15 protein-coding genes are annotated in these 26,811 nt (G+C 66.8%); 11 read left to right on the top strand and 4 right to left on the bottom strand.

Going from position 1 to position 26,811, the window contains the following annotated elements:
- Positions 1 to 10 precede the first annotated feature (10 nt).
- The 11 genes from OG272_RS28085 to OG272_RS28135 all read left to right on the top strand — a co-directional run bounded on the left by OG272_RS28085 (position 11) and on the right by OG272_RS28135 (position 22,582).
- Positions 11 to 355, top strand: coding sequence for a hypothetical protein (locus OG272_RS28085; protein ID WP_327728405.1), 345 nt, complete (start codon positions 11 to 13; stop codon positions 353 to 355).
- A gap of 412 nt (positions 356 to 767) precedes the next feature.
- Positions 768 to 1,139, top strand: coding sequence for a winged helix-turn-helix domain-containing protein (locus OG272_RS28090; protein ID WP_327728404.1), 372 nt, complete (start codon positions 768 to 770; stop codon positions 1,137 to 1,139).
- Between the two features lie 229 nt (positions 1,140 to 1,368).
- Complete coding sequence (locus OG272_RS28095) at positions 1,369 to 4,938, top strand: RHS repeat-associated core domain-containing protein (protein ID WP_405895148.1); 3,570 nt, start codon at positions 1,369 to 1,371, stop codon at positions 4,936 to 4,938.
- Positions 4,935 to 5,318 carry a hypothetical protein gene (locus OG272_RS28100; protein ID WP_327728402.1) on the top strand — a complete coding sequence of 128 codons (384 nt, stop codon included), beginning with the start codon at positions 4,935 to 4,937 and terminating at the stop codon, positions 5,316 to 5,318. The genes OG272_RS28095 and OG272_RS28100 overlap by 4 nt, the downstream gene beginning before the upstream one ends.
- A gap of 550 nt (positions 5,319 to 5,868) precedes the next feature.
- Positions 5,869 to 6,099: a FitA-like ribbon-helix-helix domain-containing protein gene (locus OG272_RS28105; RefSeq protein ID WP_327728401.1), complete on the top strand. Its 231-nt coding sequence runs from the start codon at positions 5,869 to 5,871 to the stop codon at positions 6,097 to 6,099.
- Positions 6,096 to 6,506: a type II toxin-antitoxin system VapC family toxin gene (locus OG272_RS28110; protein ID WP_327728400.1), complete on the top strand. Its 411-nt coding sequence runs from the start codon at positions 6,096 to 6,098 to the stop codon at positions 6,504 to 6,506. The genes OG272_RS28105 and OG272_RS28110 overlap by 4 nt, the downstream gene beginning before the upstream one ends.
- Positions 6,507 to 8,188: 1,682 nt before the next feature.
- On the top strand, positions 8,189 to 11,692 hold the full coding sequence (locus OG272_RS28115) for a LamG-like jellyroll fold domain-containing protein (RefSeq protein WP_327728399.1): 3,504 nt from the start codon (positions 8,189 to 8,191) through the stop codon (positions 11,690 to 11,692).
- A 184-nt stretch (positions 11,693 to 11,876) separates the two neighbouring features.
- Positions 11,877 to 18,449, top strand: coding sequence for an RHS repeat-associated core domain-containing protein (locus tag OG272_RS28120; protein WP_327728398.1), 6,573 nt, complete (start codon positions 11,877 to 11,879; stop codon positions 18,447 to 18,449).
- 87 nt (positions 18,450 to 18,536) lie between these two features.
- Positions 18,537 to 18,992: a hypothetical protein gene (locus OG272_RS28125; RefSeq protein WP_327728397.1), complete on the top strand. Its 456-nt coding sequence runs from the start codon at positions 18,537 to 18,539 to the stop codon at positions 18,990 to 18,992.
- 1,094 nt (positions 18,993 to 20,086) lie between these two features.
- Positions 20,087 to 21,592 (top strand): MFS transporter, encoded by a 1,506-nt coding sequence (locus tag OG272_RS28130; protein WP_328223782.1) that lies wholly within the window; start codon positions 20,087 to 20,089, stop codon positions 21,590 to 21,592.
- Positions 21,593 to 21,712: 120 nt separating this feature from the next.
- Positions 21,713 to 22,582, top strand: coding sequence for a helix-turn-helix transcriptional regulator (locus tag OG272_RS28135; RefSeq protein ID WP_327728395.1), 870 nt, complete (start codon positions 21,713 to 21,715; stop codon positions 22,580 to 22,582).
- 70 nt (positions 22,583 to 22,652) lie between these two features.
- Here OG272_RS28135 and OG272_RS28140 read toward each other — a convergent pair whose 3' ends face one another.
- From OG272_RS28140 to OG272_RS28155, 4 genes are read right to left on the bottom strand one after another with little or no spacing between them, the layout of a single operon-like run.
- Entirely contained in the window at positions 22,653 to 23,600 is a 948-nt protein-coding gene (locus OG272_RS28140; RefSeq protein ID WP_327728394.1) for a ketoacyl-ACP synthase III family protein, read from the bottom strand.
- A 22-nt stretch (positions 23,601 to 23,622) separates the two neighbouring features.
- Complete coding sequence (locus OG272_RS28145) at positions 23,623 to 24,603, bottom strand: aldo/keto reductase (protein ID WP_327728393.1); 981 nt, start codon at positions 24,601 to 24,603, stop codon at positions 23,623 to 23,625.
- A 34-nt stretch (positions 24,604 to 24,637) separates the two neighbouring features.
- Positions 24,638 to 25,198 carry a carboxymuconolactone decarboxylase family protein gene (locus OG272_RS28150; protein WP_327728392.1) on the bottom strand — a complete coding sequence of 187 codons (561 nt, stop codon included), beginning with the start codon at positions 25,196 to 25,198 and terminating at the stop codon, positions 24,638 to 24,640.
- Between the two features lie 35 nt (positions 25,199 to 25,233).
- A complete protein-coding gene (locus OG272_RS28155) occupies positions 25,234 to 26,799 on the bottom strand; it encodes an FAD-dependent oxidoreductase (protein WP_405895149.1) in 1,566 nt (521 codons plus the stop codon).
- Between the last annotated feature and the right edge of the window lie 12 nt (positions 26,800 to 26,811).

Here is a 26,811-nt window from a genome sequence, read left to right on the forward strand (position 1 = left end):
GGACGAGTCGTTGTCGGATTTCATGGAGAGCTACGCCCTCTGGCGATCCTTGCCATTTCCCAGTCTACGCCGCGGTGAGAATCTGTTGCGCGCAGGAGAGAACCTTGCACTCATTCATGGCGACCTAGCTCTCGCCGACGAACATGTGACCCAGGTGATCCTTTTTGTTGACGAGGGGATATTCAGCCCGAGCAGGGCGGACGTCATGGGGTTGCTTGAAGGGGTTATCTCTCGCCTGGAACGATTCGGCGAAAGCATGGCCGTCGAAGAGCGAGAAGTTGTCGACGCCCATTATCGATATGCAGTTCTGCTGCATCAAATCTATGCCGAATTTCTACGCATAGGGGCTCCGTAGCTCGTCACCTGACCTGGCAGGGAATAACGATGAGCTGCCCACACGTGTGGGCAGCTCATCGTTTCTGTTGGAGCCTTTGTGTGCGTGACGCGGTTGCAGGTCGTGTCGGCGAACTTCCCGTCTCTCCAAGTCGAAAACTGATCTCTGGCGCGAAGCTTGGTCGCCCGGCGAGGGGGATTCCCTGTCGATACTCAGGTTGAATCGGCGATGTCCGGGCGGTCGTGACGAGTGGTGATCCCTGCGGTACGACGTCCTTATGCGGTATGCGCAAGGGGCGGGCTGACGCCCGCGGAGCAGGAGAAGCGGGAGGCCGTGCGGGTGGAGGAGGCCGAGGGGCTCGAGGCCGGGGCGGGCACGGCGCGGATCGCGGCGGAGCTGCGGGTGACGGAACGGTCGGTGCGCAGGTGGCGGGGTGGAGCAGCAGCGCTGGCGTCGGCGGGGCCGATGGCGGTCGAAACGGTTGTCGCCGACGCAGTGGCAGAGGCTGGAGGGGGAGTTGAAGCGGGGCCCGCTGGCTCACGGCTTCGATGACGAGGACCAGGGCTGGACGCTCAAGCGCGTGAAGTGGTTGATCGGGCGGCTGTTCCACGTCGGCTACACGGTCCAGGGGGTGTGGCGGCTGCGGCGGCATGGCTGGAGCTGCCAGGCGCCGGTCCGTCGGGCGCTGGAACGGGACGAGGCGGCGATCGAGGTGTGGAAGGCCGAGGTGTGGCCGCGGGTAAAAGTACCGCGCACGACCTGGGCGCCCATATCTGCTTCGCGGACGAGAGCAGGCAGTCGCTGATCCCGCCGAAGGGCGCACGTGGGCGCTGCGCGGGGCCCGGCCGGTGGTGCGGGTGGCCGGTCGCCGCGGTGGGCAGGTGAACATCGCCGGCGCGGTGTGCTTCAAGCCCAGGCACCGCCTGCGGATGTTCTACAAGCTGCAGGTCTGCCACGGCCGCTGGGGCGAGCCGAAGTCGTTCGCCTAGACCCGGACTTCGCGGGTCGCCACCGAGGGGCCCACCGGCGGCCGGATGGTGGCCGATTCGTTCTACGGTTCCACCGGCGCGGTGAAGCGGGCCAACGAGACGTACTACGCGGCCGGTGCCGCCTCCGACGAGCTGCTCACCGTGACCAACGGAGACGTCGCCAACCAGACGCGCTACGAGTACGACGGCCTGGGACGCACCACCGCCGAGATCTTCACCATCGCCGGATACGAACAGTGGCGAAACACCACCTCGTACGACGGCAACATGACGCACAGCGACCCGCCTCCCGGCGGTGTGGCGACCACGACGGTCACCGACGCCGAGGGCAAGGTCAAGGAGCTGTGGCACTACAAGGGCCACACACCCGTCCCGACCGGCCCGGGCTCCGAGCGCACGGTCACCAAGTACACCCACACGGCGGCCGGTGAACTGGCCACCGTCACCGACTCCAAGGGCAACACCTGGCGCCACGACTACGACCAGCGCGGCCGCCTGGTCCGCAAGGTCGACCCGGACGCCGGCGAGACCATCCTCAACTACGACGAGTCCGACCGCCTGACGTCCACCAAGGACGCCCAGCAACGGATCCTGTCCACCGAGTACGACAGCCTGGGCCGGCCCAAGTCGACCTGGGAAGGGGCGGTGTCCGAAGGCACCAAGCTGACGGAGACCAGGTACGACCGCTCCGGTTCGCTCGGCTACTCCCACGCCAGCTACCGCTTCCTGCCGAACGGCGAGGCGTACTCCACAGTCGTCGCCACCTTCGACACCTTCTATCGGCCGTTGACGACCAACTACACGGTCCCGGCCTCGGAGGGGAAGCTCGCGGGCACCTACCCCTTCACCACCGCCTACAACCGGGACGGCACGGTCGCCTCCACCGGCGTGCCGGCGGCCGGCGGACTGCCCACCGAGAGCCTGAAGTACACATACGACGAACTCCAGCGCCCGCTCACCATGGCCAGCGCGACCTCCACCTACGTCACCGGCACGGTCTGGTCCAACACCAGCCAGCTGCTCCAGCTCTCCCTGAGCACCGGCGGCCCTCGCACGGAGAAGAACTTCTACTACGAGAAGGGCACCGACCGCCTCACCCGGGCCACGGTGAAGGTCGGCTCCACCGCCACGGTCGCCAAGGACCAGCACTACTCCTACGACCAGTCCGGCAACGTCCTGTCCATCACCGACACCGCAGCCCCGGCGAGCAGTTCGACACTCGACGTGCAGTGCTTCGCCTACGACGGCCAGGCCCGACTCGTCGACGCCTGGACACCGGCGGCCACCGCCACCACGGCCGAGGGCGAGGGCACGATCGGCGGGACCGCCGACTACGCCGGCAAGAAACCCACCGCCTGCGACGCCGCCCCGAGCACCAACCCGCTCGGCGGGCCGTCCCCTTACTGGACGAGCTGGTCGGTCGACGACATAGGCAACCGCACCCAGGAGATCCGCCACGACCCGTCCCTGAACGCCGCCAAGAACACCACACGGACCTTCACCTACCAGGACGGCGACCAGGACGGCACCCCGGGCGAGACCGGCGACGGCGGCCCGCACCAGGTGACCAAGGTCGCCGAGACGACCCCGACCGGGGACCGGCAGCAGACGTACCAGTACGACGTCTCCGGCAACACCCTCAAGCGCACCATCGGGGGCGACACCCAGAGCCTCGACTGGGACGCGACCGGCAAGCTGACCAAGGCCACTGAGGCCGACGGCGCCGAGACCTCGTTCCTGTACGACGCGGGCGGCGCGCGGATCAAACGCACCACCGCCGATGCGACCACGCTCTACCTGCCGGGCATGGAACTGGAGCTGAAGACGGGCTCCACCGCCGTCACAGCGACGCGCCACTACTCGTACGCCGGTCAGACGATCGCGATCCGCACCTCGGACAACAAGGTCTCGTTCCTCTCCTCCGACCACCACGGCACCGGCGACCTCGCCGTCGACGCGGTCAGCGGCGCCGTCACCCAACGGCGTACCGACCCCTACGGCGCGGCCCGAGGCAAGCTGTCGCCAGAGACGGGCACCTGGCCAGGGGAGAAGGGCTTCGTCGGCGGCACGATCGACGCCTCGACCGGCCTGGTCCATATCGGCGCCCGCGAATACGACCCGGACCTCGGCAAGTTCATCTCGCCCGACCCGATCATCGATTTCACACGGCCGCAGCAGATGAACGGCTACGCCTACGCGAGCAACACCCCCGTGACGCTGTCCGACCCGACGGGCCTGTACGACTGCAACAACGGCGTGGCCCTCAACTGCGACAAGAAAGGCAACCAGCAGGTCAACCCCTGCCCCAGCCTCGTGGTCCCCGCCTGCAACGGCGGTGCGGTGGAGAAGGCGTCCAACGAGGTCGCCGCCGCGGAGGGCCAGCAGGCACGGGCCCAGCAGCGGTTCAAGTCGGCAGGCAAGCAACTCGTCAAGATCGTCATGGACATCCTCGGCATCAGCGCCGCGCTGGACTGCTTTTCCAGCGGGGATCTGGCCGCCTGCGGCGAGACGATGCTGACCATCGCGGGCAGCTTCGCAGGAGGCATCGCCGGCAAGCTCCTGGCGAAGTACGGCATGCCCTGGAACATGCACAAGGGCATCCAACTCGCCAAACAGGTCACCGGCCTGCTGAAGGATCTCTTCGGCGGTCTCAAGGCCATGTCGAAGGCGTCCGAGCGGCTCAACAAGGCACGGGCCAACCTGGCCAAGGCGCGGGAGAAGGCCCTTTTCGCCGTCGACACGATCAAGAGTGCAGTTGGTCGTGGGAAGCCCAAATGCCACAGCTTCCTGCCCGACACCGAAGTCCTTCTGGCCGACGGCAAACGCAAGAAGATCAAGGACATCAGACCGGGCGACAAGGTCACGGTCACGGACCCGAAGACCGGCCACACAGTCGTCCGCGAGGTCTCGGGCACGATCGTCACGGAGGACGACAAGCACTTCGTCGACCTGACGATCAACTCCAAGTCACTGACGGCGACGACCACGCACCCCTTCTGGGTGGTCTCGGAGAACCGCTGGCTACAGGCCGGCGAACTCACCCCGGGCATGACCCTGCGCACGGCCTCCGGCACCACGGCCACGGTCGAGGACGTCCGCTACTTCGGGCGCCGACAGCGCACACACGACCTCACGATCACCGAGATTCATACGTACTATGTGCTGGCGGGGGCAACACCGGTCCTGGCCCACAATTGCTCAACCAATCTTTTTTCGGCAGAAGACCAGTTGAATGGTTTTATATCGAAAGTCGAGGGTGCTGACGGTTATCACGACGTCTGGATCCATGGTTCCCCGGATGGGGTCGCCCCCAGTTTCAATGCTGCGGAAGGTGGGTCGACTCTGATGAACCACCGAGTGCTCGCAGGGCTGATAAAAAGCGATTCGAACTACACTGGTGGGCCTATTAGGCTCTGTTCTTGCCAGACCGGTGCGTCTAGAGGAACCTTCGCGCAGGACCTTGCCAACAAGCTCGGAGTGGAGGTTCTAGCTCCCAACGGTTACCTGTACGTACGCCCCAACGGTAGGATGAGCATTGGTCGTGAGGGTGCGGCGCTTGGTCGATCCCACTTCGGCGGAGAATGGGTGAGTTTCCTTCCTGGAGGGGGACGATGACAGGAGGAGGAATCATTAGGCGTGCAGGATTCTATGCATCTGCTGAGGAAGTTTCCGCTGTCGCGACCTCTGTCGAGCATCCTTGGGAGCGGTCTGCGGCGCGGTACCTTGAAGAAGGAGAGATTGTTGTCGCTGCAAGCCAGTGGGTTGATGATCTGCTGGATGCGCGTTCCAAGAGGATCTGCCAGTACTCAGTTCGGACGGATGGCGTCTGGGTGTGGCCGAGCAGTCTGGTGTACTACGTGAAGAAGTATCACGTTAAGCTCCCAGCCGAGTTCCTCAATCGTATGACATTGAAAGATTGGACGGTTGGGGAATTGGGGGAGGATGCAGTGGAGGAGATTTATGAACGGCTGGTCGATTTTGACGAATCCACTTGATGGAAATCGAGGATAGAGTCTGACCAGCCTCGGCGCGATGCTTCACGGATATGCGGGGTCAGGCAGCTGGCAGAGGTTCCACCAGGGCATCCTGTTGGGCCTCTGTGCTGCTTGACGGCAAAGGTGGCGACAACGTCAGGTGGCGACGGCATGGCTGGCCAGTTGTTAGTTAGACGTGTCGCTGTTTCGGGGATCGTGGAAACTTGCAATCGCCGTGCGGGAGTAACGAAGCGTGTTTCTGTCGAGTGCAGGCTGGGCGTAGCAGGTGCAGAGGTACGTCCTGGAAGATCTGGAGTCACGCACGGCCCTGGGATTTCGACGGGCTGCGTGTACCCCGACGCTCTGCTCAGCGCGGCGGCAAATGGCGCGGGTGACCCGCGAGGGTGCGGTCAGCCGCGGCCGCAGTTCGCTGTATCGACGAAGCGCCGCCTGTGTAGTAGCCCCCGGCGCTTCTCTGATGCGACTCTCTCCGATGTGTGAGCTGCGAGTTGCGCTGTCACCCCAGGACCCGCTGTCTGCATTTCGCATGCATTGACGCTACACTGCAATCATGAGCGCTCTGGCGATTCGGGACGTCCCGGATGACCAGATCCAGACCTTGAAGGTTCGTGCCGCCCAGGCCGGCCAGTCCCTCCAGGCCTACTTCCTCGATCTCATCGCGCGCGAGACGTCCAAGCCCACCATGGCGGAGATGGTGGCGCGCCTGAACCGGGAGACCACGGCCAGTGTCAGCACGGAGGACGTGCTGGCCGCGATCGACGAGGCCAGGACCGGGAGGTGAGTGAGACGGTCGTCATGGACTGTTCCGCTCTCGTGCATTTCCTCACCAACCATGACCCCCTCGGCCTTGCCGTCCGCACCCGGGTGGGTGCCGCCGATGCCGTCGCCGTGCTCACGCTCATCGACTACGAGATCCAGTCCGCGCTCCTCGGTATGAGGAGAGGGGGCAAGCTCACGGCGCGTGAAGTGGACCAGGCTATTGATGCCTACCGGCAGCTCCCACTCGTCCGACACGAGACGCTCATCCTCTGGGATCGGGTTCAGGCTCTCCACGGGAACCTGAGCGCCTACGATGCCCAGTACGTTGCCTTGGCCGAGGCTCTCGCCGCAACGCTGATCACCAGTGATGTGAGGATCGAACGGAGCGGTGCTGCGAAATGTGGCATCGAGGTCTTCGCCTCGAACTGATGGCGGCGCGGTTGTGGGGCCGGCGATTCAGGACGGCACGGGCGGGGCTGGTGAAAGACCGGCAAGTCGCCTGTTGGAGGTCACCTACAACTCGACCCCAACACCTCGCTTCCCTGCTCAGTGACGCCCCCGGTGGCCAGCCGGTGGCCGGACGCCTTTGGACGGCGCGGCACGAGGCATCACCGATCAGGACGCCGCAGCCGCTCTGATCAGGCAGAACAGCACCAGGCAGCACCACCGGGCACCACCCAACACGATCACTCACGGTCTCGTAATGCGTAGGTCTCGGGTTCGAATCCCGAAGGCGGCTCCATGGTGAACCCCAGGTCAGGCTTTTGACCTGGGGTTTCTTATCTCTGGTGACCTTGGAATCTCGGCAAATCGGGCTCCGTCTGTCTGTGCATCGTAATGCGTAGGTCGGAGGTTTGGTTTCTGTGACGAGATTGACGATCTAGTGCTCTGACCTGGCTCTTTACTCGCTCGCAGAGGGCAGGTCATACGAACGCAATGGGTCCCGGTGGACATCCGGTGGACAAGCGTGCATGACGCTCCATCAGGGGACTCTTGCTGCTCCTCGGCGACGGGAGCAATCCACCAGTGCCCGAAGCGGCAATTGGTGTCGTCGGGATTGTCCGGTCCGAACAGATCTCATGTCGGGCAAGGGGCCTGGTGATGACTGGTGTGAGTGCTGAGTGCGCGCAGTAGCCGATCCCGACAGGGGCATCGAAGGCGCAGTGTCCGTGCACTCGGTGCGCCCGGTCCACGCGGACGCACGCAAGATCCACGCGCTGACCCGGAGCCTGGGACACATGGTGATGACTGCTCCGCCGCGTCTGCGAGGCCAGGCCGACCGTGCGCGAGCCTGAACGAAGACGGCCGGTCGGCAGATGAGGCCATGGGCCTACCGAGGTCGGGGCCATCATCGCGGCTGATGGCCCGAGCACGGAGGAAGCCGAGATTTCCGTCGGGCTCCTCGACGAGTTGATTGGGCTCGTTGAACTGGTGGCCGGGAGCGTCGAAACGGACGGCTGGGGAATCTGACCCCGTGGTGAGCAGAACGAGTAGGGGGCACCGGCCGCGAGGTCGTGGTTGTTATGCGCGGCGACGCCGACCTTGTGGGGTTCTCGGGTCTCAAGCAGACGTGTACCGCGTGCTCGTTGGCGGCGTGGAACGTTCCATCGCGTAGAGAGCAGCTTCTTGAAGTGCGTTGCTATGCCGATACGCACCGCCGAGCGAGGAGTGCGCTGCATCGTGCATGACACAGCGCGCGGCGCGGCCCGATGCGCACCTGTATGGCTTCCGCCGTACCACCCGGTGCCGCTCAAGCCCGGTGAGCAGGGCCACACTTGTGGTTGAAATGAGCATGCGTATTTACTGTCTCAGTAAAAAGTGAAGATCACATAAGGAAAGCGGGGGGTTTGCGCATGCCATGGCGTGATGTGGCCGGAGGAGATCGGCGAAGAACGTGCTGGTGGTTGACCGGATTCACAACCGGAGTTATGTCGATGGCGCTGCTCGCGCCACTGCCGACGTTTGCACCAACCGCTGCGGCGGCAACGACGACAGACGCACCTTCCGCGCCCGCCTCCTCGGAGACCACGCACCGCACAGCCTCGGAGCGTGCGGCGGCCACCGGCGAGCAGGTCGAGGTCACTGGCGAGCGCACTGAGTACTCGACCAGCATGGCCAACCCGGACGGCACCTACACACTCGTGCAGTCCGCAGTGCCGCAGCGGGTGAAGAGCGACGACGGTTCCTGGAACAAAGTGGACGCCACCCTCGAGCGGCGGGGCGACGGCACCGTCGGCCCCAAGTCCGTTGTGGTGGACCTGTCCTTCTCCGAAGGCGGCGACTCCCCGCTGATCAGCCTGGGCAACGACAAGGGGGCTATGCGGCTGAGTTGGCCGGGCGCGTTGCCCGAGCCCCGGCTCGACGGAGCCAAGGCCATCTACCCTGAGGTCCTCAAGGGCGTCGACCTGGAACTCACCGCCACGGCCGAGGGCTACCGCGAGGTTCTCGTGGTCAAGTCTGCGGCGGCGGCCGCTGATCCGGCCCTTGAGCACATCAAACTGCAGGTTTCGGCCACCGACCTGGATGTGGTGCCGGGTGCGGGCGGCGGTCTGCGTGCGGTCGACGCGGATGGCAACACGGTGTTCAAGGGCCCGGCGGGCCAGATGTGGGACTCCGCTGGCCAGACGGAGGAACCGAGCGCCGAGGGCGTGCGCACGCAACTCGCTGTGTCCGACGAGACATCCGCCCCCGCCGAGGTCCCCGACCCGGTCGAGGAGGGGACCCAGCCTCGCGCCGGTGACACGAGTGCCGTGATGCCAGTACAGGTCGATGGCGACACGGTCTCGGTCAAGCCGGACCTGGACCTGCTGCGCGGCAAGGGCACCATCTATCCCGTCTACATCGACCCGTCGGTAGGGCTCGGTGTGTCTGAGCGGACCGTGCTCTCCTCGGACGGCGACAAGTTCTGGCAGTTCAACGGCGACTACGGCGTCGGCCGGTGCAGCGTCTCGGGCCCGTACTACTGCGGCAGCAACTACACCAACCGCATGTACTTCGAGTTCTCGCCGTCGAAGCTGGCGGGCAAGTACGTCCTCGACGCTACCTTCCGGGCTTACGAGACCTGGTCGTTCGCTTGTGACCCCAAGTGGGTCGACCTGGAGCGCACGGATAACATCTCTGAGGGCACCCGGTGGCCTGGCCCGACCCAGTTGGACCAGATGGGCGACCGGTATATATCGGCAGGCCGCGGCACCCAGTGCAGCTCTGAACAGCCAGACCAGTGGGTCGAGTTCAACGACAGCACGAAGGAGGGCGACGAAAACCTCACATCCACCGTGCGCAGCTTCGCAGACGGCAAGATCGCCCGGCTCACGTTGATGCTGCGGGCCAAGGACGAGTCCGACCCCGAGGCGTGGAAGCGCTTCGATGACAACGCCGAGCTGAAGGTCAATTACGCTTTCAAGCCGGGCGTGCCCACCGACGTCGGAGTGATCCCAGGCGACGGCACGACCGCGTACTGCAAGACCTCCTCGTCTGACCCGCTGATCGTCTCTCGGGTCGACCCGATGGTCCAGGCGCGGGTGCAGACCAAGGTCGAGCACAACAAAGGCGACGAAGAGGGCTCCCTGCAGGCTGAGTACGTCGTCGAGCGTGGTGACGACGCCGCATGGCACCAGGTCTGGTCCGGCCACCGCCCCGACACCGGCTGGGACCCGGACGGCACGCTGGAGAAGATGCGCACGTCAGATCGGGCCGATGGCGGCCTGTACCGGCTGCGCTCGCGCACCCAGTCGCACTGGTCGTACGACGGCAGAGCTGGCGACCTGTTCTCCTCGTACTCCAGATGGTGCTACTTCAAAATCGACTCCACGGCCCCGAAGGCCCCGAAGATCACCGCGGGCACCCCGTACAGCGGATGCACCACCAACCTGTGCAATGCAGCCGGCGGCCCAGGCGAGCCCGGCAGCTTCACCTTCAAGCCCAACACCGCCGACACCGACATCACCGGCTACCGCTGGAGGCTGCTGACCAGCTCGGCCCAGCAGACCAAGATCGTTAGCGGCTCCACGGTCACCGCCACCAACGTCTCCCCGTCACTCGCGGGCATCCAGGTGCTGTCGGTAGAGGCCAAGGACGTCCGCAACCGGTGGGGCGCGCCCGCCGAGTTCTCCTTCAAGGTCGCCCCGGCCCAAGGCGCCTCGGGAACCTGGCACTTCGACGACGCCGCGCCCGGCTCGGGCGTGACCGTCGCCAAAGACACCGCCACCGAAGGCACCCGCCACAATGCCACCCTCTACACGGACGGCGCCAGCTGGTCCTCGCTCGCTCGTCGCGGCGACACGGACTACTCGCTGTGGATGGACAGCACCGACCCGGCCAAGCAGCAGGCCTATGCAGCTACCGCAGCCCCGGCAGTGAACACCAAGGACTCCTTCACGGTCTCAAGCTGGGTGTACCTCACGGACGCCTCGCAGAGCCACGTGGTGATGTCCGCCCCCGGCGCCCATGGCTCGGCGTTCACGCTGTACTACTCGGCGTCGTACAAGAAGTGGGTGTTCAACCGCACCGCCGCCGACGTCGACACCGGCGCGGTGTACCTGCGCTCGCTCGCCGATGCGACCAACCCGCCGCTGAAGGTGTGGACGCACCTGTCCGCCGTCTTCGACACCAAGAGGGACACCGACAAGACGAACGACACCATTCAGTTGTTCGTCAACGGCCGCCCGCAGGGCCAGCCCGTGGTACTTAACTCCCTGGCGACCGCCTACCAGCCGTGGGTTTCCTCCAGCGGCCTCCAATTCGGACGCTCCCTGGTCGGCGGGGAATACGGCGAGTTCTTCCGCGGACGCCTGGACGAGATCAACGTGTGGCAGCGAGTGCTCCAACCCGACGAGATCGCCCAGGAGGCCATGGTCCTGGAGAACGGCGTCCCAGCCAACGAACTGGTCGCCCACTGGGACGCGGCCTCGTCCACCGGCACCGAGGTCAAGGAGGTCTCTTCCTACCCCGCGCCGAACATGCCGCTGTCATCCTCCGGCGCAACCCTGGACGCGGAGAACAACGCCCTCGTCCTCGACGGCAACACCGGCTACGCCGCCGCCACCGGCCCGGTCACTGACGAAAGCGGCTCATTCACCGCCACCGCCCGGATCGAGCTGGACTCCGAGAAGCTGGCCACCAAGCCGGTCGGCTATCAGGCGCAGGTCGCCGCACAGCAGGCGAGCAACGGTGAGTCCTCGTGGGCGCTGTGGGTGGTCAAACCCGCTGACGGCGTCTACCAGTGGAAGTTCACCCGCACCGCTGTCGGCAGCGACGGCAAGGTCACCCAGAGCGCTGAGGTGCCCGGCGGCGACATCGCCGAGACCGACACTTGGGTACAGGTCACCGGCGTCTTCGACGCCCAGGAGTCCTGGCTGTGGACCGACCCGAACGACGAGGCCAAGACGGAGACCCGCTACGGCCGACTCCACCTTTTCGTGGGTGAGTTCGACCAGCCCTCCGACACAGCCTCCGGGTTCACAGCCCTGCAGTACGGCAGCGGGGCTCTCTCCCTGGGCCGCGGCAGCAAGAGCGGTACCACCGGCAACTACCTGCCCGGTTCCTTGGAGGAGCTGCGGGTGTGGACCGGCGCGATGACCGCAGACCAGATCCGCTCGCAGGTCCTCGGCGGCTGACCCAGATCGCCCGCCAGGCAGACCCACCGGTCGGCTCGGAGTGCACCGCTCCGAGCCGACCGGCTCCCCCGTGCGTCGGCCGACACTCCGTCAGACGCGCAGACCGCGGGCTTAGGGAATCTGCGCTTTCTCACTGATCCGCATCCATTTGCGACCCGCGCATCCTTCTCAGAAAAGGCACTCCATGCGACACATACCCCCGGTCCGGCCTGCCCCGGACCGGAGCGGGCCCTCACGGACGCCGTGGCTGCGACGCGTCAGCGCCGTCGTCGGCCTCGGCATGCTGCCCGGCCTGCTCGCTCCCTCCGTGGCGTTCGCCGACGACCCGCTGGGCCGGCCCGAGCTGTCCAAGCCACGCGCCCAGAAGGTCGAGCCGTTCAAGGCGAAGACGGACACCAAGACCGCAGCCGCCATGCGTACGGCTGCCCGCGCCGACCAGACGGCGGCCAAGCGAGCAGCCAAGGACCGTGCCAGGGGCACCACCTGGCCGACCGATGGTTCGGCCCGCCTCACCCTGCCTGCCTCCGGCGCGGCGAAGGCGGAACCGGGCACCCTGCCGGTCACCCTGACCGCGCCGGCTGCCAAGAAGGCCAAGCGCGCCAAATCTGTCCGGGTCGACGTCCTGGATCAGAAGGCCGCCCAGGACCTGGGCGTCAAGGGCGTGGTCCTGAAGGTGACCGGCCCCACAGCCGGCGGTCAGGCCCGCCTCGGCATCGATTACTCGGCGTTCGCGTCGGCCTACGGCGGCGACTGGGCCGGCCGGCTGCAGGTGCTGCGGCTGCCCGACTGCGCCCAGAAGAAAGCGGCGACCGCGAAGTGCCGCACTGCGACCCCGGTCGGCTTCGTCAACACCCGGGGCGAGGAACGGATCACCGCCGACCTGTCGTTTGCGGCGAAGACGGCGAAGACCGCCCACTCGGCGAGCACAATGTCCGCGGCCTCCGGACAGACCATGATGCTCGCTCTTGCAGCCGGCACTGCCTCCGCCGACGGCGACTACAAGGCCACCCCGCTCTCCGCCTCCTCCACCTGGGAGGCCGGCGGCAGCTCCGGCAGCTTCACCTGGTCCTACCCGCTCAAGGCACCCCAGCCGGCTGCCGGCCCGGGCGTGGAGCTGGAGATCTCCTACGACTCCTCCAGCGTGGACGGCCGTACCTCCACCACCAACAACCAGGGCACCCAGGTCGGTGAAGGCTTCGAGATCACCTCGTCGTACATCGAGCGCAAGTACGGCTCCTGCACCGACGACGGCCACAGCGACAAGCACGACATGTGCTGGAAGTACGACAACGCGTCCCTGGTGCTCAACGGCAAAGCCACCGAACTGGTCAAGGACGACACCACCGGCCAGTGGCGGCTGAAGAACGACGATGCCTCCAAGGTCATCCACTCCACTGACGCCGAGAACGGCGACGACAACGGCGAGTACTGGACCGTCGTCACCGGTGACGGCACCAAATTCGTCTTCGGTCTGAACAAGCTCGACGGTGCCGCCGACGACGCCCGCACCAAATCGGTGTGGACCGTGCCAGTCTTCGGCGACGACGAGGGTGAGCCCGGTTACTCCTCCGGCGATGCCTTCGCCGACCGCGCCAAGCAGCAGGCCTGGCGATGGAACCTCGACTACGTCGAAGACACCCACAGCAACGCACAGAGCTACTGGTACGAAGACGAAACCAACAACTACGACAAGCTTGGCGACGACGACACCGGCACGCCCTACACCCGTGGCGGCTACCTCAAGGAGATCCGCTACGGACAGCGCGCTGGCGCCCTGTTCAGCGCTTCCCCAGCCGCCTCGCACAAAGTCGTCCTCTCCTACGCCGAGCGCTGCCTCGCCTCCGGCACGGGCTGCGACTCGCTCACCAAGGACACCCGGGACAACTGGCCCGACGTGCCCTTCGACCAGGTCTGCAAGGACGGCGAGAAGTGCCCCTACCTCGACAGCCCGTCCTTCTTCACCCGCAAGCGGCTGACCTCCGTCACCACCTACGCGTGGGAAGCTGCGGCAGCCACCCCCGCCTTCGCCCCGGTCGACACCTGGGAGCTGAAGCACCTCTACCTCGACCCGGGCGACACAGGTGACTCCACCGACCAGTCGCTGTGGCTCGACCAGATCAAGCACATCGGCAAGCGCGGCCCCGATCTCGACCTCGACCCGGTGAAGTTCTCTCACGTCTTCCTGCCCAACCGGGTGGACAGCCCAAGCGACGACATCCTGTCCTTCGAGCGTCCACGACTGAAGACGGTCGTATCCGAAACGGGCGCGCAGACGATCGTCGACTACCTCGCCGCAGACTGCGTGGCTGGACAGACCATGCCCAAGGCCGACGAAAACACCAAGCGCTGCTACCCGGTGTACTGGTCGCCCTACGGCCAGGACAACCCGATCCTCGACTGGTTCCATAAGTACCCGGTCAGCGGGGTGCGCACCACCGACCCGCTCGGCGGCTCCGAGGCGGTCCAGCACACCTACCAGTACTCCGGCGGCGGTGCCTGGCACTACAACGAGGACCCACTGACCCCAGCCAAGGAGCGCACCTGGTCCGAGTGGCGCGGCTACCAGAAGGTCACCCACCTCACCGGCCCGTCGGAAGGCACCCAGACCAGGACAGTCTCGGTATACCTCCGCGGCATGAACGGCGACCGCGTGCTTGCCGCCGACGGCAAGACGCTGGACCCCGACGCCCGCAAAACCGTCAAGGTCACCGGCATCAAGGCCGATGAGATCACCGACTCCGAGCAGTACGCCGGCTTCAACCGGGAGTCCGTCTCCTACGACGGCGCCACCGAAATCTCCGGCACTGTCAACGACCCCTGGTCTCAGCAGACAGCCACCCAGCACAAGTCCTACGCCAACACCGAGGCCTACTACGTCCGCATCGGCGCCTCCCACGCCCGCACCAACGTCACCAGCAAGCTCACACCGGCCGACCGGGTGCGCACCACGAAGACCACATACGACGACTTCGGAATGCCGAAGACCGTCGAAGACTCCGGTGACAACGCCGTCGCCGGCGACGAGAAATGCACCCGCACCTGGTACGCCCGCAACGAGACGGTCAACCTGATCTCCACGGTCTCCCGGACCCGGACCGTCGGCCAGGAGTGCTCCGTCGCCGACTCCTCCCTGGACCTGCCGGCCGACCACACCCGCCCCGGCGATGTCATCTCCGACACGGCGACCGCGTACGACACCACCACCTGGTCCACCACACAAAAGCCCACCAAGGGCGACGCCCGGTGGACGGGGCGTGCCCAGGGATACGGAGGTGACGACCAGCCGCTGTGGCAGCAGACGGCCGTCACTGAGTACGACACGCTCGGCCGCCCCACCCTGATGAAGAACACCAACAACGTCACCACGTCCACCACCGAATACGTTCCGGTCTCGGCCGGTCCGCTGACCCAGACGAAGGTCGGCAACGCCAAGGCCTACAAGACGGTCACCGTCAAGGACTTCGCCCTGGGCACGGACCTCAAGGTCACCGACCCCAACAACCGGGTGACGGAGACGGCATACGACAGCCTTGGCCGGGTCACCTCCGTCTGGCTGCCCAACCGCTCCCGCGCGCTCGGAAAGACCGCCAACTACGTGTACGCGTACAGCGTCAAGGCCGACGCGCTGCCCTGGGTCTCCAGCGCCACCCTCAAGGGCGACGGCTCCGGCTACAACACCACCTACGAGATCTACGATTCACTGCTGCGCACCCGCCAGGTGCAGGCGCCCTCGGCTGTGGGCGGGCGGGTCATCGCCCAGACCCTGTATGACGGCCGCGGTCTCGCCGTGACTGCTCAAGGCGACATCTGGGACAGTACGGCCGCACCGTCCTCCTCGATTGTGCAGATCGACGGCGGACAGGCGCCAAGGCAGAGCGACAGCGTCTTCGACGGCATGGCACGCGTCACCAAGGTGACCACCAAGAGCTACGGCGTCACCAAATGGTCGCTCGACACCACCTACAAGGGCGACACGGTCCTCGCGAGCGCCCCGGCTGGTGGCACGGCCAGCGCGGTCGTCACCAACGCGCTCGGCCAGACCGTCGAACGCCGTGACTACGCCGGCAGCAATCCGACCGGCACCGACTACATGACCACCCGCTACACCTTCGACGACGCCGACCGGCAGGAGACGATCACCGCACACGACAAGTCCAAGTGGTCGTACACCTACGACCTCTTCGGTCGGCAGCGGACCGTGATCGACCCCGACAAGGGGACGACCACCACGGACCACAACGAGCTCGACCAGGCAATCAAGTCGACCGACAGCCGCCCGGGCAACGCGCTGCTCTTCGAGTACGACGTCCTCGGCCGCAAGACCGGCATGTGGCAGACGTCCAAGACCGACGCCAACAAACTGGCGGCCTGGACCTTCGACACCCTCGCCAAGGGCCAGCAGGACACAGCCGTGCGCTACGACGGCGGCGTCAGTGGAAAGGCCTACACCCAGAAGGTCACCGCCTACGACCCGCTGTACAAGGTCACCAACAATCAGCTGATCCTGCCCTCCAACGACCCGCTGGTGACGGCAGGTGTGCCCAGCACCCTGTCCTTCTCCACCGGCTACAACCTCGACGGCACGGTGAAGCAGGCCGCCGCACCCGCAGTGGCCGGGCTGGCAGGGGAAACTGTTTCCTACACCCACGACGCACTCGGCCAGGTGCTGACCGCCAAGGGCACCACCGGCTACCTCCAGGGCGTCGCCTACTCCCCGCTCGGCGATTTGCGCCAGCTGACGCTCGCCACTGACCCGAGCGCCGCGAAGAAGGTGTACGTCAACCACGACTACGAGGCTGGCACCCGTCGCCTCACCCGGTCGTACGTCACCGACGACGTACACGGCTACATGCTCCAGGAGCTGAAATACAGCCAGGACGACGCGGGCAACATCACCGCAGTCCACGACGGCACCACCCTCGGTGGGACCGGCAAGGAGGACTACCAGTGCTTCACCTACGACGGCTACCGCCGCCTGAGTGAGGCCTGGACCCCGAAGGCCGCTGACTGCGCCGCATCCGGCCGCACCACCGCCAACCTGGGCGGGGCCGCGCCGTACTGGACCAGCTACCAGTACAACGACTCCGGCCTGCGCTCCCAGCAGGTGGAGCACAGCGCCTCGGGCGACGTCACCACCGAGTACAAGTACGGCACGGACAGGGGCCAGCCGCACGCCCTGTCCTCGACGGTCAGCGGCTCGACGACCGTGAAGTACACCTACGACGAGAACGGCAACACCTGGACCCGGCCCGGCACCCAGGCCACCCAGACGCTGGCCTGGGACACCGAGGGCAGGGTCGCCACCGCGAGCGAACCCGCCGCGAACGGCAAGCCCGCCACCGGCACCGGATACCTCTACGACGCGAGCGGTGAGCTGCTCATCAAGCGGCCCACCACCACCGACGGCGAGACCGTGCTCTACCTCGGCACGACCGAGGTCCGGCTCAAGGTCAGCGGCAACGGCGCCACCAAGGCACTGTCGGGCACCCGCAGCTACACGGCGGGCAGCACGACCCTCGCGGTGCGCACCTCAGCCGCCGGGGTGTCCGGCACCAAGCTGACCTTCCTGGCCGGCAACCACCAGGGCACCTCAAGTCTGGCGATCGCCTCGGACACTCTGGCCTTCGTCAAGCGCTACACCAAGCCGTTCGGTGCCCCGCGTGGCACGGCGAGCGGCAGCTGGCCCGACGACAAGGGCTTCCTGGGCAGGCCATCCGACCAGACGACGGGCCTCACCCAGCTCGGCGCCCGCCAGTACGACCCGGCGACGGGCCGCTTCCTGAGCGTCGACCCGCTGCTCGAACCGGACAAGCCGCAGACACTCAACGGCTACGCCTACTCGAGCAACAGCCCCATCACCAACTCCGACCCGACCGGCATGTCCGACGGCGTCGGTGGCATTCTCGGGGGCATCAGCGCGATCGTTGGTGGCGCCGTGCGCGGCCTCCGCAACATCATCGGGTCCGCCATCGACGCGATCGGCTCGTCCGGCGGCACCGCCCCGACGAACTCCTACGGCAACCCCTCCGGGATGCCGCTCCTCAACTACAAGCCCGGCGCGACCTACAACCTCATCACCAAATCCTGGGACACGCCATGGGAAGTGAATGGCAGGCCCCTTAGTGAATATCTGGCCACCCTGCCCAACTGGGGCATCGTCAGCGATCCGAAGGCGAACAATGACTGGGAGACCTCACGCGGCCTGTTCTTCGGCTGGTTGTGGGGCGGCGGTTTCCCGTTGGGGGAGCAGCAGAACTTCCGGGGCGGTGACGCGTTCACCTCGATCCTGGCGCAGGACGAGACCTTCGGCGAATGGCGGACGAAGCTGGTGGGCCAGGCCCGGGACAAGGGCATGAGGGCCCCGGCCGCAAAGGAAGCCATCCCCTTCCTCTACAAGGACAAGGGCCCCGAGCCGGGCAGCCCCTGGTACAAGTTCAACTCCCTACGCGGGGCAGCCAACGACATCGGCGGTGTGCTCACCAACGGCGGTCTCGGGACGGAGAACCAGGCGGACGCGTTCCTCGGCAGCTACTCGGCCACAGGCAGGATCAAGTCGATCAACAAGAAGGAGCAGTCGGTCACGCTGAAGTTCACCGCCACCAACCTTTCCGACTGGCGATCCGCGACCCACGTCATCCCGCGGTCGTGGAACCCGGCCTTCGAGGACACGTTCGGCGCGGCCGTGACGGAGGACTTCTCATGGGAGGAGAAGTGGCCCGTCAACGAGAGCGTGAACTATTCGGAATGGCTCGACTAGCAGCCACGCACAGATAGGCCGTGGGGCCGGGGCCACACACCGGCCCCGGCCCCACGGTCCTCCCACCCCCAACCCTAGGATCACAGCGTGTTCAAGAATCACCTGAGGGCTGGCCGCCTTGCCGCCACCGCCCTGCTTCCCCTTCTGTTGGTGGCCGCGTGCTCCACCACCGACGACACGGCGAAGGTCTCGGCAGCGCGCATCGTGGGGAACTGGAAGGGACCCGATGGCGAAAGGATCTCCTTTTCTGACGACCGGAAATTCACCGCCACGGGCCTCGATTCCAAGGAGCTCGCCACGGCCGACTGCCCCAGCGGGAAATCCGGCGGCGGCTGGGGTTTCTTCGTCGACGACGCCAACGGAAGCCACATGTCGAAGACGGCAAAGTCGGGCTCCTGGATCGGTCTCGGGCTGGCCCGCGAGTACTGGGACTGGGACTGCAATCTCCAGCTCGCGGTCGTGGACGACGGCAAGACCCTCTGTGCGTCTAACGATCCCGACGTCCCCTGCGGCCTCGACGTCCGCTTCACCCGGGAGAAGTGACCCAGGGCCGGGCTACGTGTCGTCAGCCCGTCGGTAAGCAGCTCCCCCGCGATCAGTATCCGCTGCACCTTGCTCCGCCCTCGTTGATCTCCAGGATCTTGGATTCGCGCCACATGAACCGCTCTTTCAAACCTGAAGCTGATGAACAAAGCCACGTGGTCGAGTTCGAAGCGGTGGAGGCTGATTAAGGCGCTTTGTGGAGATCAGACAGGCGCCCTCACGTGCCCGTCTAACCTTTTCAAGGGTTACGCTTGCAGGTCTACAGTTGCCTTACGAACCTCCCCTGGCGGCTTCGCCGGTGGACAGTCGGTGGACAGACGCCTTTGGACGGTGCATCACGGGGCAGCACAGTTCAACGTGCCGCATGCCATCTGATCAGGAAAAACGTCACTCGGCGGCATCATGCGGCACCCGGCAACACGAACGCTCATGGTCTCGTAATGCGTAGGTCTCGGGTTCGAATCCCGAAGGCGGCTCCACTTATGACCAGGTCAGATGCCATCTGACCTGGTCTTTTGCGATGAGCTCCTGATGGTTGGTCAGCTTGCGGAGTGGTCGCGGGGTGAGGGGAGCGCAAGGGGGTGCGCATTGGAACTCGGTGATCCAGGCATGTGACCTGGGCTTTTTGCGGTGAGTCATGATTTCGCCACTGAGGTCTTGTGGCATTCGGCGTGTCGGTGGCTGGCGCCCAGATCCTCCACCACGACCACCTTGAGGGGCCCGGATTCGAACGATACGGCGTGGCGGCATCGTCCCGGAGCTCCGCCATGCACTTGCAGGCCCTCGCTTGTAGACCCTCTACAGAGACTCACCCACTCCGGATCTTCACAGATTCAGGGTCCGAGTGCCCACAGCCAGGAAGAGGGCTCTGCACCGGTTGCTGCTCACACCCAGGATCCGGCGCGCGATTCCGGCGGCGCCAGGACGGGCGCCGTGCTGTGGCTGCGCAGGAGGCGGGGCCCGGATGCGGTAGGCCGCAATGACTGTCGGCTCGGACACCGTCGTGGTTTGCCCCGGCAGGCGCTGCGGGGCCGGCCGCCGACGGGATCGGGCGCGGTGCGAGGGTGGCACTGCCAGTGACAGTCTCCGCAGGAGTGCCGTCAAGAGGGATCTGGCTGGGTGGCGGCGGGCGGCAGAGGCTGGGACGCATGACTACCGCTGATACCGCCACGACCTCCGAGGCCGCGCCGCCGACCAGTGTCCGTATGACAGGCCGTCAGGTCGCCGCCCTGGTGGTGCTGCTGGCGTCGCAGTTCATGATGGCCGCCGACTTCTCCGTGCTGAACGTCGCGCTGCCCGAGGTCGGCACGTCCCTGGGGTTCTCGACGGGGAGCCTGCAGTGGATCACCACGACGTTCGCGCTGTGCGCCGCCGGGTGCACCCTGGTCTTCGGACGGGTCGGTGACTACGTGGGGCGTCGGCGGATCTTCACCGCCGGGATGGTCCTTCTGAGCGTCTCCTCGCTCGTCGGCGGCCTCGCCGACTCCCCCACGATGCTGCTGGTCGCCCGTACTCTGCAGGGCCTGGCCACCGCCGCCGTCACGCCCGCCGCGCTCGCCCTGCTGACCACCGCTTTCACCGAACCCGGCCTGCGCACCCGGGCGCTGGGCCTGAACAGCGTGATGATGAGCTCCGGCTTCAGCGTCGGCGCGATCCTCGGCGGTGTCCTCACGGACGTGTTCTCCTGGCGCTGGGCCTTCTTCATCAACATCCCCGTGGCCATCGCCGCGATCGTCGTGGTGCCGATCGTCGTCGACGAGAGCCGGGCGGAGCAGCGCAGCCGCATCGACCTGCCCGGTGCGCTGCTGATCACCCTGGGCCTGTTCGCCGGGATCTACGGTGTCACCCGCGTCGGCGAGGAGGGCCTCGATCTGGTCGCGGGCGCCTCGCTGATCGCAGCCGCCGTTCTGCTCGGCGTCTTCTGGGCCGTGGAGAGCCGTACCGTCGACGCCCTGGTCCCGGTGAAGATCCTCAAGAAGCCCGACATCGCCTTCGGCAACCTGGCAGCACTGTTCATCTTCGGCGGCGAGACCGCGCTGATCTTCTTCACCGGCCTCTACGTCCAGAACGTGCTCGGCCTGTCGTCCATGGTCGCCGGCCTGGTGCTGCTCGGCATCGGTGTGGGCCAGATCGTCGCCGGCACCGTCGGTCCGCGCATCCTCCAGCGGGTCTCGCCGCGCACGATGCTCGGCGTCTCCCTGCTCCTGCAGGGCGCGTTCATGCTGCCGGCGCTGTGGGCCACCTCGGACTCGTACTGGTTGATCCCGCTGATCGCCACCCAGTTCGTGAACGCCTTCTTCTCCATGCTGGCCGCCCTGTGCTTCATGGTCATCGCCACCTCGTCCGTCGACTCCGACGCGCAGGGCATGGCCACCGGCATGGCCACCCAGAGCCAGCAGGTCGGCATCGCGATCGGCATCCCGCTGGTGAGCGCGGTCTTCGCCGCTTTCATCGGACAGGGCACCGTCACCGCCGCCGAGGAGCTCACCGGAATCCACGTGGCGATCGGCGTGGCCGGATTCTCCCAGGTCGCCGTCGGTCTTCTCCTGTGGCTGGTGCTGCGCGGGAGGGCCCGGCAGGCGGCATCCGTCACCGCGTAAATCCCCCGGCGCGGTGGCCCGCACGGCCGGGTGGGCGGAGCAGTGACCGCCCGCCCGGCCGTCGTGGCGTCGGTCACCGCGGGACGGGGCGATATTGCCGATGCGGTACGGCACTTCATAATGAGAAGGGTGGAACAGATCGTGAACACCGACCTCGGCAGCTACCTGCGGCAGATGCGTGAGCGCGTCCGGCCGGAGCAGCGGGGACTGCGCGCCGGCGGCTCCCGGCGGGTTCCCGGACTGCGCCGGGAGGAGGTGGCAGCACTCGCGGGAGTGAGTCAGACCTACTACACCCGGCTCGAGCAGTCGCAGACCGCGCACGCCTCCCCGCAGGTCCTGCTCTCCATCGCCCGCGCTCTGGATCTGAGCCTCGACGAGCAGGACTACTTGCTCAAGATCGGGACTGCGGTGCAGAACCCGCAGCAGCAGGCGCCCCATGACGACCAGTTGAGCCCCAGCACCAAAATGCTGATGGCGTCACTCGGCAACGTGGCCGCGGCCGTGCTGAACTACCGGTGCGACATCCTCGCCTGGAACTCGCTGTACCACCGGCTGTTCGCGCCGCATCTCGATTTCGATGTCACCGAGGACGCCGAACTGCGCCCCAACGTCATCAAGATGAACTTCCTCGACGAGGACGTCCGGACCCTGTACGCGGACTGGGCCACGGAGTCCGAGTCGAACGTGACCTATCTGCGGTTCATTTCCGGAAACCACCGGCACGACCCACGACTGGCCGAGCTCATCGGTGAACTGACCATTCAGAGCGAGGAGTTCGCGGCACTCTGGTGCCGACAGCGGGTGGCCAACTGCATCGAGGGCACCAAGCTCTTCAGCCATCCGGTCGTCGGTGAGCTGGAGTTGATGTACCAGTCCGCCGACCTCCAGGACGGCAACATCCTGAAGTTCTACCATGCGGAACCCGACTCACCGCACGAGGCGGCGCTGCAGCTCCTGACGGTGGATCTGAACTCCGTTCACCGTCGCTGAACACGTGGCAAGGGGAAGGGCTCCCGGTTCTCAAGAAGAACCGGGAGCCCTTCCCCTTGCCATACGCGGGTCACGTCCGGCGGATCGCCGTCACACCCCAGGTGAAACCCGATCCCGCGGTCGCTACGACCACCAGGTCGCCGGAGGCGATCCGGCCCTCCCGCTCCAGCTCCTCCAAGGCGAGGAACGGGTCCGCACCGCCGAGGTGGCCGTCGCGGTCGTACTGGAAGACGCTGCGGGAGGTGTGCACGCCCAGTGCGGCGAGGTACTTGCGGTGGGTGTCCTGGTTGCCGTGCGTGACCAGGAAGTACGACACGTCGGCCACCTTCTGCCCGAGGCCGGCGAGGACCTTGTGGGTCAGGGCCGTGAAGTTGTCGAGGAACGCCTCGCCGAGCCCGTCGAGCTTCTCGCCCCGCTCGACCTTGACCCTGCCTTCCTTGATCTCGCCGTAGTACGAGTCCACCCATTGCGGGTCGGTGTGGTGAGCGGCGCCCAGCACCTCGTACTTGGCGTCGGCCGAGATCAGTACGGCGGCGGCGCCGTCCGCGAAGTTGAACAGCTCGATGTAGCGGGTGCCGTACTCGACGAGCTGGCTGAGCCTGTCCGAGATGATCACCAGCGCGTGCTTGTGGGTGCCCGCCCGCACCTGGTCGTCCGCCAGTTTCACGGCGACCATGCCCGCGTTGCAGAAGTTGGAGACCTCGAAGCAGTGCGCGTCCGCGATCCCCAGCTCCTGGGCGATCTTGGCGGCGGGCGACCAGAAGGGTGTGCCCCATTCGCTGGAGCCCGCGTACAGGACGAGTCCGATCTCCTCGAGCGGTACCGGGTTGCGGGCCAGGAGCCTGGCCGCGGCGTCCCGGCCGAGCCCCCAGGAGGTCTCGCCCTCGGCCAGCACCGAGAACTTCCCGGACGGAAGGATCTGGCCGAGCTTCTCGACGGTGTACCCCGACTCCCGGCTGACGTCGTCGACGCATCGCTTCCCGCTCGGCATCGCCAGGGCGTAGTCGGCTATTCCCATGGTTCCTCCACCTGCCTGTCGGTCAGACGTATTCCACGACGGCGTGCGGCACATAGGGCGCCTCAAGCCGGGCGAGTTCGGTGTCGTCGAGCCTCACGTCGAGGGACGCCACGGCGTCCTCGAGGTGGTGCGGCCGGGTCGCGCCGACGACGGGCGCGGTGACCACCGGCTGACGCAGCAGCCAGGCGAGGGCCACCTGGGCCATGGGGATGCCGCGTTCGGCGGCGATCTCGGCGACCACGCGGGCGACCGCGCGGTCCGCCCGCTCGGTGGGGCCGTAGAAGCGGTCCTGGATCGGGTCGCCCCCGGTGCGGGGCGACTCGGCGTCCCAGTCGCGCGTGAGCCTTCCGCGGGCCAGCGGGCTCCACGGGGTGACGCCGACGCCCTCCGCGAGGCAGTACGGCAGCATCTCGCGCTCTTCCTCGCGATTGACGAGGTTGTAGTGGTTCTGCATGCTCACGAACCGCGTCCAGCCGTGGAGATCGGCGACGTACTGCGCCTTCACGAACTGCCAGGCGTGCATGGAGGAGGCACCGATGTAGCGGACCTTGCCCGCGCGCACCACGTCGTGCAGCGCCTCCATGGTCTCCTCGACCGGGGTCTCGTGGTCCCAGCGGTGGACGATGTAGAGGTCGATGTAGTCGGTGTCCAACCGCCGCAGGCTGGCGTCGAGTTCGCGCATGATCGCCGAGCGGGACAGCCCGCCCGAGAGCGGGTTGTCCTTGAGCTTCTCGTAGACCTTGGTGGCGATGACGACGTCTTCGCGCCGGGTCAGCTTGCGCACCGCGCGGCCCAGGAACTCCTCGCTGGTGCCCAGCGAGTAGATGTTCGCGGTGTCGAAGAAGTTGATGCCCAGTTCGAGCGCCTGGGCGAGGAACGGGAGGCTCTCCTCCTCGGGCAGCGACCAGGGATGGGTGCCGAGTCGGGGCTCGCCGTAACTCATGCATCCCAGCGCCAGTCGCGACACCTTCAGGCCGGACGAGCCCAGCCGGACGTACTGCAACGTTCTTCCTCTCGGATCGGGCGAGCGGCCGGGATCAGTTCCTGACCTCGTCCTGTACCTCGGTGAGCCGGCCCCAGGACGCGATGCCCTCGTCGAGCGGGATGTCCAGGCTGGCCAGGTACATGGCGGTCATGGCGCTGTGCCCCGCGAGATGCGTGATCTCGGCGATCTCGTTCTGCGAGTAGTGCTCGCGCAGCGCGAGGAAGGCCTCCTCGCTCGCCCTGTGGTCGACCATGCAGTCGGTGACGTAGCGGACCAGGGCGGCGCGGGCGGGCGGGAGCTGGTCGTAGAGGCCTTCCTCGATCGCCTTGATCTCGGTGTCCTCCAGACCGGCCTTCTTCGCGAGCGGGTAGTGCAGCAGGCGCTCGAACTCGCTGTCGCGCAGCCTGGCCACACGCAGCACGACCACCTCGCGGTCCAGCAGGCTCAGCAGGCCGACCGTGAAGGTGCCGCCGAGCGCGAGGTGGGCGGCCGCGGAGTTCTTGGTGAGCAGCAGCGCGCGGGTCAGGTTGGACTGGAACTTCTCGTACACCGCGAGCTGGTCGGGCGTCATGTCGGCGACTTCGGTGAGGGTGACGCGGGGGGTGGTGCTCATGACGGGCTCCTTCGGGTTGTGCCGGGAACAAGGCGTCAGGCCGGCTGACCGGCCAGTTGCGGGGCGGTGGTGTGGGGCTGTGCATGCCGGGCGAGTGCCTGGCCGACCACGCGGACGGCGGCGGCGGGAGCGCGGTCGTCCAGCGGGACGAGCACGTCGAGGTGGCCGTCGGGGCGGACCAGCAGGGCGTGTGCCTCGCGCGGAAGCTTGCCCAGCAGCGGGCCGGGCGGGCGACCGCCCAGGTCGGAGACGGTCACCGCGGTCAGCTGCTCGCGCAGTTTGTCGACGAGCCCGGTCCAGCGCTCGTACCGGTACTGGAGGCCGGGCCACAGCAGCACGGTGTAGCGGTCCACGGCGAGGACGGGGGCTGCCGGCGACTCACGCCAGCCGAGGGGCAGGCGTTCCCCCGGCACCAGGGAGCGCCGTTTCGGCCGGGGGCCGTAGTGGGTGTCGAGCTGGGCCAGCTTGGGCGCGAGCACTGTTTCGAGCGTCTGAGTGGTGGTGCCCAGCCGGTAGACGGCATCCCGGGCGAGGGTCTGCCGCCGGGTCGAGTACAGGCCGATCCGGGCCAGGCGGGTGGAGAGTCCGGCGACCGCGTCGACCGCCGGCCTGCGCTCGGTGTCGTAACTGTCCAGCAGGTCCGTGCGGTAGTCGCCACGCACCACACCGGCCAGCTTCCAGCCGAGGTTGACTGCGTCCTGGATGCCGGTGTTCAGCCCCTGCGCGCCCGACGGGCTCATCGCGTGCGCCGAGTCGCCGGCCAGGAAGACCCGGCCGCTGCCGTACGTGCCCGCCGAGCGGACGTGAGCCGTGAAGATGCCGCTGAACTTCATCTCGCCGAGCCTGCGCGCCCCGGGGACGCGCTCGGCGAGCAGCCTCTCGAAGAAGGCGCGGTCCGGCGTGTCGCCCGTGTAGTCGTCGGGCACGCTGGCGCCGACCCGGAAGACTCCGTCGCCGAGCGGCGCCAGCACCATGTTCCCGGTCCGGGTCAGGTAGTACGCCGCTTCGCTGCTGGTGGTCTCGCCCAGGATCTCGGCGTCGGTGATGGCAAGCCGGGTGCGCAGGGTCCGGCCGGCGAACCGGAAGCCGAACGCCTCGCGGACGGCGCTGTTGTAACCGTCGGCCCCGACCACGTAGTCGTATGTACGGGTCCGCGCCCGGCCGTCGGCGAGCTGGAGCCGGCACTGGACCCCGTCCGGGTCCTGGGTGCCGTCTACGAAGGTGGTGTCGTACTCGATGGTGCCGCCGAGCGCGGTGAGGTGCTCCTCGAGGATCGCCTCGGTGCGCCACTGCGGGATGGTGATGGCGAAGGGATAACCGACGCCTTGCAGCCGGTCGAACCGGATCAGGCCGATCAGCTTCTTCTGGGAGTAGTAGTTCATCTGGTCGAAGTAGTGGCCGCTGTCGACCAGTTTCCGTCCCACGCCCACCCGGTCCAGGAGTTCCAGGATGCGGGGCCACAGGATCGTGGCGCGTGAGTGCGGGCTCTGCCTGCGGAGCTTGGAGATGACGTCGGCCCGAACACCGTGCGCCAGCAGTTCGCAGGCGAGGACCATCCCGACGGGACCGGCGCCGACCACGAGGACGCGCGGCTGCCGCATGTCGCTCACCAT

Origin of the sequence: Streptomyces sp. NBC_00104 (assembly GCF_045160825.1) — a bacterium.
Classification (GTDB): Bacteria; Actinomycetota; Actinomycetes; order Streptomycetales; family Streptomycetaceae; genus Streptomyces.

What these genes read in the sequence shown, in the direction of transcription:
- OG272_RS28105 (WP_327728401.1), top strand. Translation starts at nt 5,869, where the DNA reads ATGAGCGCTCTGGCGATTCGGGACGTCCCGGATGACCAGATCCAGACC.
- OG272_RS28120 (WP_327728398.1), top strand. Translation starts at nt 11,877, where the DNA reads ATGCGACACATACCCCCGGTCCGGCCTGCCCCGGACCGGAGCGGGCCC.
- OG272_RS28115 (WP_327728399.1), top strand. Translation starts at nt 8,189, where the DNA reads ATGGCCAACCCGGACGGCACCTACACACTCGTGCAGTCCGCAGTGCCG.
- OG272_RS28095 (WP_405895148.1), top strand. Translation starts at nt 1,369, where the DNA reads ATGGTGGCCGATTCGTTCTACGGTTCCACCGGCGCGGTGAAGCGGGCC.
- OG272_RS28135 (WP_327728395.1), top strand. Translation starts at nt 21,713, where the DNA reads ATGAGAAGGGTGGAACAGATCGTGAACACCGACCTCGGCAGCTACCTG.
- OG272_RS28100 (WP_327728402.1), top strand. Translation starts at nt 4,935, where the DNA reads ATGACAGGAGGAGGAATCATTAGGCGTGCAGGATTCTATGCATCTGCT.
- OG272_RS28150 (WP_327728392.1), bottom strand. Translation starts at nt 25,198, where the DNA reads ATGAGCACCACCCCCCGCGTCACCCTCACCGAAGTCGCCGACATGACG.
- OG272_RS28155 (WP_405895149.1), bottom strand. Translation starts at nt 26,799, where the DNA reads ATGCGGCAGCCGCGCGTCCTCGTGGTCGGCGCCGGTCCCGTCGGGATG.
- OG272_RS28140 (WP_327728394.1), bottom strand. Translation starts at nt 23,600, where the DNA reads ATGGGAATAGCCGACTACGCCCTGGCGATGCCGAGCGGGAAGCGATGC.